We start from the raw sequence: 13057 nt of genomic DNA, 5'->3' as shown, positions 1-13057 counted from the left end.
CGTGGCGCGACAGCCCCGCCTCAAGCTTCCACCACGGCCGCTGACCATTCGGGCGGCGATTGCCGTGGAGGTGCTGGTCAGTGTCCTGTTCCTCATCGCCGGAGGGTCTTTCCTGATCTCCGCTGCTACCCAGGAAATCGACCGGGCGGGGCTGATCGGCCTCGGTGCGCTGTTGGGCGGACTCGCCGTCGTTCAACTGGTTCTCGTGCTGGGGCTCCGGCGAGGCAAACGCGGCGCCCGCGAGCTGCTCACGACCATCGGACTGATTGTCGGCGTCCCGATTCTGGTCCGCCGGACACCCGGATTGTCCGTCGTCTCAGTGGTCATGCTGATCGGAGTGGTGCTCATGTGGCTGCCGACGTCGACTGCCTGGTTCCAGCGCATCAGCCCGAAGCCGCAGAATAAGTGGCTCCGGCTGGCCAGCCGGACCGTAAGTCCGTTCCGGAAGCGCTGATCCCTGAATGTTGATCGCTAGAGGTTTGTGAACGCCTTCTCGAGGTCTGCGATGAGGTCTTCAACATCCTCGATGCCTACGGACAACCGCACCAGGTTCTCCGGCACGGCCAGCTCAGTTCCCTTCACGGACGCGTGCGTCATCTCGGACGGGTAGTTCATCAGGGACTCGATGCCGCCGAGGGATTCCGCGAGGGTGAAGAGTTCGGTGGACTCAGCGACGGTGCGCGCGGCACGCTCGCCGCCCTTGAAGGACACCGAGATCATGCCGCCGAAGTCGCGCATCTGCCGGGCCGCCAGTTCATGGCCGGGGTGGTCTGCAAGGCCCGGGTAGAACACCCGCTCCACCTCGTCGCGGCCGGAAAGCCACTGCGCTATAGCGAGGGCGTTGGAGCTGTGCCGGTCCATCCGCACGCCGAGGGTTTTCAGCCCACGCGTTGTCAGCCACGCTTCCATGGGGGCAGACACCGCGCCGACCGCGAACTGGATGAAGCCCACCTTCCCGGCGAGGTCAGCGTCATTCAGGACGACGGCGCCACCGCTGGCGTCCGAGTGCCCGCCGATGTACTTGGTGGTCGAATGAACAACCACGTCGGCGCCGAAGGAGAGCGGCTGCTGCAGGTACGGGGTGGCGAATGTGTTGTCGACGACCAGCAGTGCGCCGGCCTGCCTCGCGATCCCCGCAATTGCTGCGATGTCGGTAATTTTCATCATCGGATTGGACGGCGTCTCCACCCAGACCATCCGGGTATTTCCGGACTTCACGGCGGCTTCGACGGCGTCAAGATCCGACATGTCGACCGCTGAGTTGGTGATGCCCCAGTCTGCGAGCACGCGGTTAATGAGCCGGTACGTTCCGCCGTAGGCATCGTTGCCCAGCACAATGTGGTCGCCGGGCCGCAGAGCCGCACGGATCAGTGCGTCCTCCGCCGCCAGACCCGAGGAGAAGCTGAACGCGTGCGCTGCGCCCTCGAGTGCCGCAAGTTGGGCCTGGAGTGAGTCACGGGTGGGATTGGTGCCGCGGCCGTACTCGTAACCGTTGCGCAGCTTGCCGATGCCGTCCTGGGCGAAGGTGGTGGTCTGATACAGCGGCGGAATGACAGCACCCGTTGTGGGGTCAGGTGTCTGTCCCGCGTGAACCGCCCGGGTGTTGAAGCCGTTTGATGAAGGCACTGCTCACCTATCCAATCGTTGTGAAGCTTTAGCTGCTCAGATACGTCAGCAGATCGTGACGCGTAAGTATTCCCACCGGCGCCCCAACGAAGGTGACCATCAACGTGTCGCTGGCCTGCAGGCGCTCACGCGCAGTGGTCACCGACTCGAGCGAACCGATGATCGGCATCTTCTCGCCCATGTGCTCGGAAATCTTGTCGGTGAGCTTGGCCGTACCGTGGAAGATCTTTTCGGTGAGGTGCCGCTCATCAACTGAGCCGAGCACCTCCCCCATGACCACCGGCGGCTCCTGGGACAGGACCGGGATGTTGGAGACACCGAACTCATTCATGATCATGATGACGTCGCGGACGGTCTCATTCGGGTGGGTATGCACCAGGTTCGGCAGCGCGCCGTTCTTCGAGCGGAGCACCTCGCCGACCGACGCCTCGTCGCCGCTGTCCATGAAGCCGTAGGACTTCATCCAGTCATCGTTGAAAATCTTTCCCAGGTAACCGCGTCCGCTGTCGGGCAGAAGGACGACGACGACGTCGTCCCCGGTCAGGTCCTTCGCCGCCCGGAGCGCGGCCACTACCGCCATACCGGACGATCCGCCGACCAGCAGGCCCTCCTCACGGGCGAGCCTGCGGGTCATGGCGAAACTCTCGGCGTCGTTCACCGGAATGATCTCGTCCGGAACCGACGGATCATAAGCGTCCGGCCACATGTCCTCGCCGACACCCTCGACGAAGTACGGGCGCCCGGTGCCGCCGGAGTAAACGGAGCCTTCCGGGTCAGCGCCGATGACGCGCACGGCGCCCGACTCGCGGTCCTTCGAGATGTCCTTGAGGTAGCGGCCGGTGCCGCTGATGGTGCCGCCGGTTCCTACGCCGGTGACGAAGTGGGTGATCCGGCCGTCGGTGTCCCGCCAGATTTCGGGGCCGGTGCTCTCGTAATGGCTGAGCGGGCCATTGGGATTGGAGAACTGGTCGGGCTTGAATGCTCCGGGGATTTCGCGGGTGAGGCGGTCAGAGACGCCGTAATAGGACTGCGGGCTGTCCGGCGCAACGGCGGTAGGCGTAACGACAACCTCCGCACCGTAGGCCGCCAGTACGTTGCGCTTGTCCACGCCCACCTTGTCCGGGACCACGAAGATGCACTTGTAGCCGCGCTGCTGGGCAACGAGCGCAAGCCCGACGCCGGTGTTCCCCGAGGTGGGCTCGATGATGGTGCCGCCGGGCTTCAGCTTGCCCTCTTTCTCTGCCGCGTCAATGATCTTGACGGCAATGCGGTCCTTCACTGAACCACCCGGGTTCATATACTCCACCTTCACCAGGACCGTTGCGGCAATCCCCTCGGTTACCTGGTTCAGCTTGATGAGAGGGGTGTTACCGATCAGATCCACGACGGAGTTGGCGAACTTCATGGTTAACAAGTTACCGCGAGCCACTCTGTAGAACTGACGACGCACTGGACCTGACGGGGCGCTCACCAACGGATGAACTGTCACCACGGCGTGCGAGCATTAACGTCATGACGCTCACCGCTTCCGCTCCAGCCGCCCTGTCGGCAGAGTGGGAGCTTGATCAGCCTTATGCGCTGCTGCCTTCCGTCGGGCCGCTGCAGTGCGGTCCGCATGATCCCACTGTCATCTTCCGCGACGGCGCGGCGTGGCTGGCTTTCCGCAACGACGACGGCGCGGCCACCCTCCGGTTGTCCCAACGCGGCGGGCTGCGCTCGTCTTCAGTGCACGCGGCAGCGTGGGGTCCGGGTGCTTCACTTGCCCTCTCCTCAGTACCCCGGTTGGTCGGCCTGGTCGATGACTGGCGCGGGTTTGACTCTCCGGAATTTGCAGCTGAGCTGCCCGAATTGGCCCGGAAGGGCCGCTATCTTCAGCCCGGTCTCCGGTTGCCTGCGACCGGAAGGATGCTTGACGCCGTCGTGCGCGTCATTCTGGAGCAGAAGGTCACCGGGCTGGAGGCAAAGCGGGCATGGCGATACCTGGTGAACCGCTTCGGGGATCCGGCACCCGCAGCGCCCGGCGCCCCGCGCGAGCTTCGGTTGCCGCCCACTCCTGCGCAGTGGCGACGGATCCCGTCGTGGGAGTGGCACCGCGCCGGGGTTGATGCGAAGCGGTCGGCAGCGGCGTTGCGGGCGGCCGGCGTTGCGTCCGGATTGGAGCGGCTGGCCGGCCTCGACGCTGCCGCTGTGCACGCCGGGTTGTGCTCGATCCCCGGGATCGGCGTGTGGACCACCGCCGAAGTACTGCAGCGGACGCATGGGTGCCCCGATTCCATTTCGGTGGGCGACTTCCATCTCGCCGCGTTTGTTGGGGCGGCGCTCACCGGCGAGCGCACTGACGACGCCGGGATGCTTGAGCTGCTCAAACCCTGGGCGGGCCAGCGGCAGCGTGTGGTACGGATGCTCTACGCGAGCGGATTCCGGAAGCAGGCGTACGGTCCGCGGCTGTCGCCGGAGGACCACCGGCGGAGGTAGGTTTCTGTTCAGAAGGTTCTGTTTGCGCACCAGGAGAAAGTTCGTGCCGTGAGAATTGCCGTTGCTGGAGGTACAGGAACAGTCGGTCGGCACGTAGTTGAGCGGGCGCGGGCCCGCGGACATCACGTGGACGTGCTCAGCAGATCGGGAGGCGTGGACCTCGCCACCGAGCGGCCGCTCGATCTGAACGGTGTCGACACAATCATTGATGTGACGTCCATCGAAACCGCCAGCGCGGTGAAGTCGAAGGCATTTTTCTCGGCGGTGACGCGCAAACTTCTTTCGGCGGGACAAAGCGCAGGGGTGGAACACCATGTGCTCCTGTCGATCGCCGGTATTGACGAAGCACCCTACGGATACTATTCGGGGAAGCTCGAGCAGGAGCGGCTGGTGACAAACGGTTCGTTGCCGTGGACCATTCTGCGCGCCACTCAGTTTCACGAATTCTCCGGCCAGATCTTCACCAGGATGAAGGTCGGGCCCGTCGCGATGGTGCCGTTCATGCAGTCGCAGCCTGTTGCCGCGGTTGAGGTGGCCGATCGACTCGTTGACCTTGCCGAGGCAGGCCCCTCCCGTCGTGTCCCCGACCTCGCAGGGCCCCGGGTCGAGCGCATGGCTCAACTGAGCCGGCGCTGGGCTGCCGCAACGGGAGAGAAGGGCAAGGTTCTCGAAGTTCCGCTGCCGGGCGGGCTCGGGCAAGCCATGCGGGACGGAACTCTCCTGGCACGGCCAGGGTCCGAGCTCGGCACACAATCCTTCGACGAGTGGCTGGCTCATACCGTCCAGAAACCCACTTAACGCACGAGAGCTCCGGCTCCCGCTGTTGACGGGGGCCGGAGCCTTCGATGAAGTCTTGTTAGGCCTGGGGCTGCGCGCCTTCAGGCTGTGCGCCCTCAGCGGAGGCCTTGGCCTGCTGCTCGGCGACCTGCGCGTGGACTTCCTTCATGTCCAGTGCCTTGACGGCGTCGACAAGCTCGGTGAACTGGTTGTTGTTCAGTGCGCCCGGCTGCGAGAAGACGAGGACCTTCTCGCGGAACGCCATCAGCGTGGGGATGGAGGTTATGCCTGCTGCCGCAGCGAGCGACTGCTCGGCTTCAGTGTCCACCTTCGCGAAGGTGACGTCGCTGTGCTGCTGGGACACGGCGTCGTACACGGGAGCAAACTGCTTGCACGGGCCACACCATTCAGCCCAGAAATCGACGAACACAATGTCGTTCGATTCGATGGTCTCGGGGAAAGTTGCCTCGGTGATGTCAATAGTTGCCATACCTTCACGCTAACGAGAATCGGCGGAGATGTCGCGTCCTGTTCGCTCTGCGCGAGGCCGCTTGGTACAACCGGGCACGACGACGCCTGCATCAGTCGCGGCACACCTCTGGCAACTGACCTACAAACAGGCGCATACTATGACTCTTCGTGCCGTTCGAGGGGGATAAGAACAATGGTGAAGCTCGCCCCGACTTTCATTGCCGTGATACTGCTGACCACGGCCTGCACCGGTGAGAACACACCGGTTAGTGAAACTTCGCCAGGGGCGGGTCCTACTTCCTCCGCTTCTTCCACTTCGACGACGGCACCCAGAGCGGAAAGTCCGTCGCCGACGACAACTCCAACTTCCTTGCCCTCTCCAACAACTTCTCCCACAGCAACTCCTGAAACCGTGGATCCAAGTGCTGCGCCGCCCGAGCAACCGCCCGCCGATCCAGGCGGGCCGGTCCTGTCCCCTCGCGGGAACTTGGTAAAAGAAATCGGCGAGAGTGCCGGCATCATCGACGGGAATGGCGTCCGGCTTGTCAACTTCTCGGTCAACAGCATCACTTCGGATGTCCAGTGCACGGAAGAGTTCGCTGAACCAGCGGAAAACGGCCTGTTCGTCGCGTTAGACGTGACTGTCCAAACCTCACCTGAAATGGCGGCTCCGGACGCTTTTATCACGACCTTCGAAATGTCGCCCTGGATGTTCAGCGCCATTTCACCCGAGGGCATCTCATCAAACGCCAGCCCTGAAACGTTCGCCAGCTTCACCTGTCTTGATGATTCAGTTCTCCTTCCCAGCTCGATCGGCCCAGGAGAGAATGCGCAGGGCATTGTGCTACTCGATGTGCAGCACCCATCAGGCATTTTGATCTTCGAGGATTTTTACACTGACAGTGCGTGGGAATGGACCTACCCGGCATGAGGCAAGACCCAATGCGAGAATGCATCTGCTAGACACCACATTGACTCATGAAGCACATTAAGTAACGTTCGAGCATCATCACGTGAAAGTCGTCAGAGGCCTCACCTACACTCTGGGGGCAAGGGCATAAACGTGCCTCCACATTCGCATCGTTGAATACAAGGGGAACCAAATCATGGCTCAGCAGTACCCAACTACACAGCAAGCGCCCACCAAACAAGGCAACGGGTGGGGGGTCGGAGCGCTGGTCGTCGGCATCGTCGCTATCGTGGCAGCGGTCGTCCCCATTCTCGGGATGGTGGCGTTCATTCTCGGCCCGGTTGCAATCATCCTCGGAATAATTGGTGTCACCCGTAAATTCCGCCCTCGTGGAACTTCAATCGCGGGCATTATTCTTGGCGTCCTGTCGCTCATCATTGCCGGTATCGTGACTGCCCTTACAGCCAGTTTTGTCCAAGCTGTCGATGATGAACTCAATGGCCAGGCATCGTCGACTGCCGATTCAAGCGAAGTAGCGGCTGGTAGCACTGTCCTTTACGAAGTGGAAAGCGATGGGGCCACCGCGTCCATCACTTACGGCACCCTCGAAGGTGACAGCTTCGGTACGGAGCAGGCAAACGGAGCCGAAGTACCATGGTCCACCGAATTCCAGATCGAAGAAGCGGGAGCGTTTGATCTGAACGTCTTCAATATCACTGCTCAAGCTGAGCAGGGAGCAACGGAGATTACCTGCAGGATCACCGTCGACGGAGAGGTCATTGCGGAGCAGACGTCGACAGGGGAGTTCGCCGTCGTGAGCTGCAGCAGCTCCTAGCGCTCGCTGCGTTACCTGCACTGGGGGTCTATACCGGTAATCTCGTCAGCGGCATCGCTGAATCCGAAGCGTCATCGAATCGCCAACAAAGAATTCCCAAAGCGAAAGGCCCGCACTCCCCGTTTTTCCGGGGAGTGCGGGCCTTCGTGGCGAGTGGCAGATGAGGGATTCGAAACCTCTCATCAGCGCAGGTCAGCGACCAAAACCCCGGAAATAAGCCGTTTTCAGTTGCTCTAGATCACTCTGATTGCATCCAAATGTGGGCAGAGTGTGGGCAAAATGTGGGCAGAGAGTGGGCTCAGGCAGAGAGCTGCTCGCGATACTTCATCCACCGCTCGCGAGATTGATCCTTGAGGCCGAGATACCGGGCGAAACCCTGGGCCGGGTTCGAGTCGATCAGCTCCTCTCGTTGAGCGGCGGACAGCGCCCGCTTGAGATGCGTCAGCACTGACTGCACGGTGCTCTTTGAGAGCGGCTTCCCCCTCTTGCCCTTCATTGCCAACAGGGACGCGGCCAGCTCCTCGACGTCGGATTCGTTGAGGTCGAACAGGAGTAACTCCGGCAGCTGCGGGATGAGGTATTCGGTGACCTGTTGCCGGCGTCCCAGGAGAAACATTCGGGCGCGGCCTGCGGCTGTCTCTCGAAGTATATGGCGATCGGTGCCCGTGTAGATTTCGCCCTCTGTCGCCGCCTGCTCGTCTACGAGATCGAGCCAGAGTAGCATCCACCGCCCAATGGTGAGCTGCGAGCGCGGAACGCCCCTGGCGGCTCCTGTGGCGGTCAGCTGGCGCAGTGGGCGCCGGATGGGCTGCAAAACGCTCAGATCGCCGGAGACCGGCCAAGGGTGGCCGAACGCTTCCATTTCCTCGGCTTGTGCCACTGTGACAAGGTTACCTACCGGCTGGGGGTTAGTCTCGAAGATTCCATACAGCTCAGCATCACCCATGCTTGAAGTTTAAATGAGTGACCCCGGCAGCCGTGAGAGGTTGCCGGGGGTGGTGTCGGCGAGCGCTACACCGCTACCAGGGGGGGCGACTCATAAGGATCTGGCGCCCCTCCGGCGTATCGGGGATAACGATTGCCCAGGCCTTACCTATTACGCCGTCGTCTGGCATTTCTGCGACGGTGCCCCACAGTCGGCGGATGCTTTTCCCGGCCCAGTCACTCCAATTCGCGCTGTTGGCGAACCACTCGGCGCGGCTATCCATACTGAGGACGGTTAGGCCATTTGAGCGAGTCTCGATGTCCAATTCCGACGCCTCCAAATCGTAAGGGGGGTGGGGGGTACGGGGAGGGGGAGGCCACTACCGGGCGAAGTAGACTAGCCCGATTTTTCCCAGGGATTCAGACCCCCCCTAGGGGTGTGTGTCGGCTCCCCACCCAGAGAGCCGACACACACTGTGTCCCTGCCGTGCCCAGCGGAGCAAGCTGAGAATGACACCGGGCCGGCAGGGAGTCTCATCACGCGGCCGTCAGGTCAACGCTCACGAACGCGCTGGGTCGCTTCACAGCGAGTCCGAAGCGGCCCTCGACTCGGAAGATGGCCTGATTCTGCTTGAACAGCTCGCCGCTCGTGTCGACGTGCAGCGTCGCGTCCTGCCGCACCTGGAGTCTCGCCTGCGTCCAGTCCGCAAGCACCGCAGTACCGACAGGGACAGCGTTCGAGGGCACGCGCGGGATCGTCCACAGGCTCGACGCTGCGCCGCTGCCTGGGCCGCCCAGGAGGAACGCGCCGTCTCCGGTGCCTTCACGCAGGAGGTCGAACTTCTCCGCGTCTGCGGGGTTTACCGCCCAGGCGGTCGGCGTCATGCCGCGCACCTGCAGCTTGGTCAGCGCCTGCCGCGTGGTTGTGAGCAGATCGGCGGCGTAGGCCTGTATCTGAATGCCAGATGTGGAGAGAATGCCTGTGAGGTTCTCCCCCGTGCCGTCGCCCGAGAGCGCCTGCGCTTCGACTTCCCACTCAAGCCCAAGAGCCATCTCGGAAGCCAGGAACTCGCCAAGGCTGCGGTCATCATGGAAGTACCGCTGCGGGATCGCTTCCGACAGGTGAGCGATCACGCGGTAGCGGTCCTCGATCTCGGACACGGTGTAGATCGACGTCGGCTTGAGTGCGTTATCAGCTACCGGCGCGGCGTTGTTCGTGCGGACAATCTGGCGCAGGTACGAGAACGTATTCGAGCCGCCGCCGTCCCCACCGAACAGCGAGGATGCCAGCTGCTCGGCAGACTGGTACAGGACTGACCCCGGCTTGTCGGGGTCACCCACGCCGATGCCGACGCGGGCCAGATCTTCCGGTGATTCCCCACGGAGCAGATCGAGGATGGTGCGAGGCGCAGCGCCGTCCGTCGTGATGCCGTCGCCTACGGGGTTGGCAACGCCGATCGTGCCGGACACGAGAGCCTTGATGCCGGCTCCGCGCTGATCGGTCATGGATCCGCGCAGCGACTTCACGGTTTCATTGGCCCAGCCCTTGCGGCCAAGATCGCGCCGGCTGACACCGAACGGCCCGCCGATACCGTCGGCGAGCGCCTTGGATGCCGCGATGATTTCCTCATCTGCCTTGGCCTGCTCGATCTGTGGGAAGAGGGCGCGTGCTTTTTCCTGGTGTCCTTTGAAACTGGCCCGCTCATCTGAGGTGAGATCGCGGCTTTCCGTGTGGGCCTTTTCCGCGATCTCTCGTGCTGCTTTGGCTTCCGCGCGGGCTGCGTCTTGGAGGGTCTTGAGCTTTGACATGGTTTCCCCTTTCGCTGGGGGCGACAGGTGGCAATCGATCCGGTGAGGGTGCTGCCACACAAAGTGAATGTGGTTTGCATCCCGGCGATGCTCTACGCTACGGCCGCTTGCGGGAGCGGCTGGCGGAGCTTGCGTCCGGGTTTGCTACGACTGGCGGGCGGGTTGGCTACCGATGGCCTGTCAGAAAGTTTCCTCACGACCCGTTCTTCGCTTCGATCCTCGGACTTGACCCCCGCCGGGGTTCCTCGTCCTTGTCTCAGCTGAAACGTATGGCGATTGCTTTCTGTGCTAGAGCGTATCAGCACCGGATGACGCTCGGCGGTCATTGTGGGCCTGGTTCCTCGACGTCGTGTCGCGGCATTGCTTCGAACGCGCCGAGCAAGCCCACTATCGCTGCTTCGAGCTCGTCACGGCTCATGCGTGCGATCATCCGGGCCAGCCCTGCCCGGTCGTCATTCGCGTGAGCTGTGAGCAATGCGGCGGCGTCAAGGAATCCGCCGGCTGCGGCTTGATATGACTGGGCGCTCATGAGGTCTGTCCTTCCTGCTGTTGCGGGAGCATCCCCTGGGAGATGCGCCGTCGTCTCTGTGGTTCGCGGTCGTCACGGTGGCGTTTTTCCCTGTAGCCGGCGAGCGCTTGGCGCACCGCTGCTCTGCCTGGTCCAACCATCCAGTCGGGATCTCGGGCGCATTCGAGGCAGAGCGTTTCGGATTGCATCAGGCGGGGATCTCGGACCCTGCGGCATCTGCCACAGGTTGGACCGGCTGGCGGTTGTGTTGGCATCAGCCTGCCCGCCTTGGTGATTGCCTGGTGTGGCTCATGGTGTGGCTCATGGTGTGGCTCATGGTGTGGCTCATGGTGAATCCAATCAGTTGAGCTGGTGAGTGGTAGCGCTTAACCCAGTAAGAAACCCTGCCCTGCCCTGCCAGCGCCCGCGCGATCACCCGCGCACGCGAGGAGACCTTTTCACTGTGGTTTCAGTGCTGATACCACAGTGGTTTCAGTGCTGATATCAGATCTCGATCCGGGTCCCAGCGTCACTCAAGGTGGCGAGACCTGCTGCTAGTCCCAGCGTCACTCAAGGTGGCGAGACCTGCTGCTAGTCCCAGCGTCACTCAAGGTGGCGAGACCTGGGGAAGTTCGTAGTCTCAGCGTGTGCCAGCTGAGGCGCTCCCGCGCCTTCTGGCTATACCCGCCCCGACCCTCCCCGTACCCGGTTGCGCTAGCGCCCGTAGTCTGGCGTCCTGCGGATTCTGCTGAGCTCTGCAGAGCGCTGCCAGGAGGCCCGCGCGGCCGTGAGAACAATGGGCGCTCGGTGACTCTCCTACGGGCCGTCTGGCGCGTCTGCGGCGTACGCGGGCCGGGTGTTGCTTCCGTTGCCTGCGAGCACACTGGAGCGGCCGGCGTGGGCTGCTGGCCGGGTGTTACTTCCGTTGCCTGCGAGCGCACAGCTGGCGGCTGCTCGACGGTGCGGGCGACTGCTGCTAGATGGTCTGGGGTCTCACGAGTGACCAGGCGGCGCACAATCCCGAAGGCAGCGACAATCGCGGTCAGTATCCATGAGTGTTTCAAGGGGGCTCTTCCTCCTTTCGCCTGCTCGTGGGGTTGGTTCAGCATCGGGACGGTTACCCCCACCTCGAGGAGCGACGTGAGGACTTGGCCGGGATAGCTACCTCCGGCAGCGCGTCGAAACCACCGCGCACCTGCTCGTCGTCGACCTTGAGATAGTGGTTAGTCGTGTTCGCCATTTCGTGGCGCATGCCCTGCTGAATCGTGAATGAGGAGACGCCGGCACGGTGCATCTGCGTTGCCGTCGCTGCGCGTAAGTCATGCGCCCGGTGGGAAAGCCCGGCGCGCTTGATCGCGTTGCCCAGGAGTGCAGACACGGAGTTGCCGAGGATGTGCCCCTCACCGGCCGCGTACTTGGCGTTTGCCGCCCGGTTGGGGAACCAGTAGCCGTCCGTGGGCATCTGCTCCACGAGGGGCCACAGAGCCGCCGGGATCGGCAGCGTGACGAGCTTCTGCCCCTTGCCCAAGGTGGTCAGCGTCCGGCGAGCGCGGTTGATTTCCTGGCCGTGCACTTTGGCGATCTCGGAGACCCTCAGGCCAAGGTAGTAGTGCAGCGCAACCATCGCCCTGGTCTTGCGGTAGATCCCCGAGTTGAGCAGCGTCTCGATCTCGTCCAGTTCGAACGGGTTCGGCTGCGTCCGCTGCACTTTCACCTTTGGGAGCCGAGCAGCAGGGTTGTCAGAGCGGAACTCCTCCTGTTGCAGCCAGTCAAAGAACGTATTCAGCAGAGCCCTGTACGTCTGCCTGGTCTTATTCGTCCAAGCCTTCCCTGACATCCAGAGGATGAGATCGCGCCGCGTGATTGTGAGGACGGTCCCGCACTCTCGCTGCAGCTGCCGGACAAACTGCAACCGCCCGGTGATCGTCTTATCGGTGTTGCCCTCCACCGTCATAAAGTGCCGCCAGTACGTGAGGATCTCATCGAGCGACGCGGGGCCGGCGCCGTCGGCGAGCGCCGGCACGACGGCGAGCTGCGGGCGGCTCATGCGTCGATTCCTTCAAGGAGCGACGGGAGCTCCGCCGCGAGCCAGCGTGCTTGAGCGAGTGTGAGATAGTCCCTCGGCAGCACGTCGACGTCGAAGGTAATTCCATCGTCCGGCGTCCAGCTGGTGCTTATCCCGATCTTGAGCTCGTCGTGGTACAGAGATGGGCCCGAGTGCAGATCGATGTCATTGAGGAACTGCTCATCCTCAGTGACGAACTCGAAGCCCTCAGGAGAGTCTCCGAAATCGGCAGGCGGGACCTGCTCGAAACCAACCGGAGGCGTGCTCTGCTCGGCCGCGGCGCTCATCGGATGAACACCAGGTCATCGACGTGCAGCAGCTGTGCTTCCGCGCCGTCGTCAAGCTTCACCTTCACACCGGATGCGGTGACGTCAGCTATGCGCCCTGTTCGTTCGCCGTTCCCCAGCAGGCCGGCGAAGCGCACGCGGGAGCCGATCAGCTGCCGGCGGACGGTCGCGGCCGCTTCGACTGCCTGCCGCCATTCCTGGAAGGTGCCGCTCGGTGTGCTGGCCTGTTGCGCCGCTGGACGTGTTGGTATGCTCGTATTCATCTCTACAAGTGCCCTTTCCTTGCTGCCGTGATCTGAGGGTGCTGTCGGCGCTTCTGGTGCAGTTCTTGGCGGAACAATTGCACCGGGAGCGCTTTTTCGTTGGTCTG

General features: G+C 62.9%; 16 protein-coding genes. 6 read left to right on the top strand and 10 right to left on the bottom strand.

Going from position 1 to position 13057, the window contains the following annotated elements:
- The first annotated feature begins 1 nt into the window (after window position 1).
- The gene (locus tag Q0877_RS08560) at window positions 2–454 is read left to right on the top strand and encodes a hypothetical protein (RefSeq protein WP_299166999.1); all 453 of its coding nucleotides are present in this window, start codon (window positions 2–4) and stop codon (window positions 452–454) included.
- Window positions 455–471: 17 nt separating this feature from the next.
- Here Q0877_RS08560 and Q0877_RS08555 read toward each other — a convergent pair whose 3' ends face one another.
- Together Q0877_RS08555 and Q0877_RS08550 are read right to left on the bottom strand one after the other, a co-directional pair.
- Entirely contained in the window at window positions 472–1626 is a 1155-nt protein-coding gene (locus tag Q0877_RS08555; RefSeq protein WP_299166998.1) for a cystathionine gamma-synthase, read from the bottom strand.
- 28 nt (window positions 1627–1654) lie between these two features.
- The gene (locus Q0877_RS08550; protein ID WP_299166997.1) at window positions 1655–3031 is read right to left on the bottom strand and encodes a cystathionine beta-synthase; all 1377 of its coding nucleotides are present in this window, start codon (window positions 3029–3031) and stop codon (window positions 1655–1657) included.
- Window positions 3032–3138: 107 nt separating this feature from the next.
- On the opposite strand from Q0877_RS08550, the gene Q0877_RS08545 reads away from it, so the two are divergent.
- Both Q0877_RS08545 and Q0877_RS08540 read left to right on the top strand, forming a co-directional pair.
- Complete coding sequence (locus tag Q0877_RS08545) at window positions 3139–4101, top strand: DNA-3-methyladenine glycosylase (protein WP_299166996.1); 963 nt, start codon at window positions 3139–3141, stop codon at window positions 4099–4101.
- Window positions 4102–4149: 48 nt separating this feature from the next.
- On the top strand, window positions 4150–4899 hold the full coding sequence (locus tag Q0877_RS08540) for an SDR family oxidoreductase (protein ID WP_299166995.1): 750 nt from the start codon (window positions 4150–4152) through the stop codon (window positions 4897–4899).
- A 58-nt stretch (window positions 4900–4957) separates the two neighbouring features.
- Here the strand turns inward: Q0877_RS08540 and trxA are convergent, their stop codons facing one another.
- Both trxA and Q0877_RS08530 read right to left on the bottom strand, forming a co-directional pair.
- The gene (trxA, locus tag Q0877_RS08535; protein ID WP_299166994.1) at window positions 4958–5368 is read right to left on the bottom strand and encodes a thioredoxin; all 411 of its coding nucleotides are present in this window, start codon (window positions 5366–5368) and stop codon (window positions 4958–4960) included.
- 137 nt (window positions 5369–5505) lie between these two features.
- Complete coding sequence (locus tag Q0877_RS08530) at window positions 5506–5745, bottom strand: hypothetical protein (RefSeq protein WP_299166993.1); 240 nt, start codon at window positions 5743–5745, stop codon at window positions 5506–5508.
- A gap of 16 nt (window positions 5746–5761) precedes the next feature.
- Here Q0877_RS08530 and Q0877_RS08525 point away from each other — a divergent pair, with 16 nt between their 5' ends.
- Window positions 5762–6280, top strand: a complete 519-nt coding sequence (locus Q0877_RS08525) for a hypothetical protein (RefSeq protein WP_299166991.1) — start codon at window positions 5762–5764, stop codon at window positions 6278–6280.
- A 175-nt stretch (window positions 6281–6455) separates the two neighbouring features.
- Window positions 6456–7094, top strand: a complete 639-nt coding sequence (locus Q0877_RS08520; RefSeq protein ID WP_299166990.1) for an MmpS family transport accessory protein — start codon at window positions 6456–6458, stop codon at window positions 7092–7094.
- 298 nt (window positions 7095–7392) lie between these two features.
- On the opposite strand, the gene Q0877_RS08515 is transcribed toward Q0877_RS08520, so the two are convergent.
- The 3 genes from Q0877_RS08515 to Q0877_RS08505 all read right to left on the bottom strand — a co-directional run bounded on the left by Q0877_RS08515 (window position 7393) and on the right by Q0877_RS08505 (window position 10356).
- Complete coding sequence (locus Q0877_RS08515; RefSeq protein WP_299166989.1) at window positions 7393–8040, bottom strand: phage integrase SAM-like domain-containing protein; 648 nt, start codon at window positions 8038–8040, stop codon at window positions 7393–7395.
- 515 nt (window positions 8041–8555) lie between these two features.
- Entirely contained in the window at window positions 8556–9827 is a 1272-nt protein-coding gene (locus Q0877_RS08510; RefSeq protein ID WP_299166988.1) for a phage major capsid protein, read from the bottom strand.
- Between the two features lie 322 nt (window positions 9828–10149).
- The gene (locus Q0877_RS08505; protein WP_299166987.1) at window positions 10150–10356 is read right to left on the bottom strand and encodes a hypothetical protein; all 207 of its coding nucleotides are present in this window, start codon (window positions 10354–10356) and stop codon (window positions 10150–10152) included.
- A gap of 20 nt (window positions 10357–10376) precedes the next feature.
- On the opposite strand from Q0877_RS08505, the gene Q0877_RS08500 reads away from it, so the two are divergent.
- Window positions 10377–10703 (top strand): hypothetical protein, encoded by a 327-nt coding sequence (locus tag Q0877_RS08500; protein WP_299166986.1) that lies wholly within the window; start codon window positions 10377–10379, stop codon window positions 10701–10703.
- Between the two features lie 749 nt (window positions 10704–11452).
- Here the strand turns inward: Q0877_RS08500 and Q0877_RS08495 are convergent.
- The 3 genes from Q0877_RS08495 to Q0877_RS08485 are packed head-to-tail and all read right to left on the bottom strand — an operon-like array spanning window position 11453 to window position 12950.
- Window positions 11453–12382: a tyrosine-type recombinase/integrase gene (locus Q0877_RS08495; protein ID WP_299166985.1), complete on the bottom strand. Its 930-nt coding sequence runs from the start codon at window positions 12380–12382 to the stop codon at window positions 11453–11455.
- The gene (locus tag Q0877_RS08490; protein ID WP_299166984.1) at window positions 12379–12687 is read right to left on the bottom strand and encodes a hypothetical protein; all 309 of its coding nucleotides are present in this window, start codon (window positions 12685–12687) and stop codon (window positions 12379–12381) included. The genes Q0877_RS08495 and Q0877_RS08490 overlap by 4 nt, the downstream gene beginning before the upstream one ends.
- Complete coding sequence (locus tag Q0877_RS08485) at window positions 12684–12950, bottom strand: hypothetical protein (RefSeq protein ID WP_299166983.1); 267 nt, start codon at window positions 12948–12950, stop codon at window positions 12684–12686. Before Q0877_RS08485 ends, Q0877_RS08490 begins: the two co-directional genes overlap by 4 nt.
- Window positions 12951–13057: the final 107 nt, after the last annotated feature.

The sequence above is a fragment of the uncultured Arthrobacter sp. genome (assembly GCF_947495145.1).
In the GTDB taxonomy this organism is placed as follows: Bacteria; Actinomycetota; Actinomycetes; order Actinomycetales; family Micrococcaceae; genus Arthrobacter_D.
This window is presented reverse-complemented; position numbering and strand designations above follow the sequence as displayed.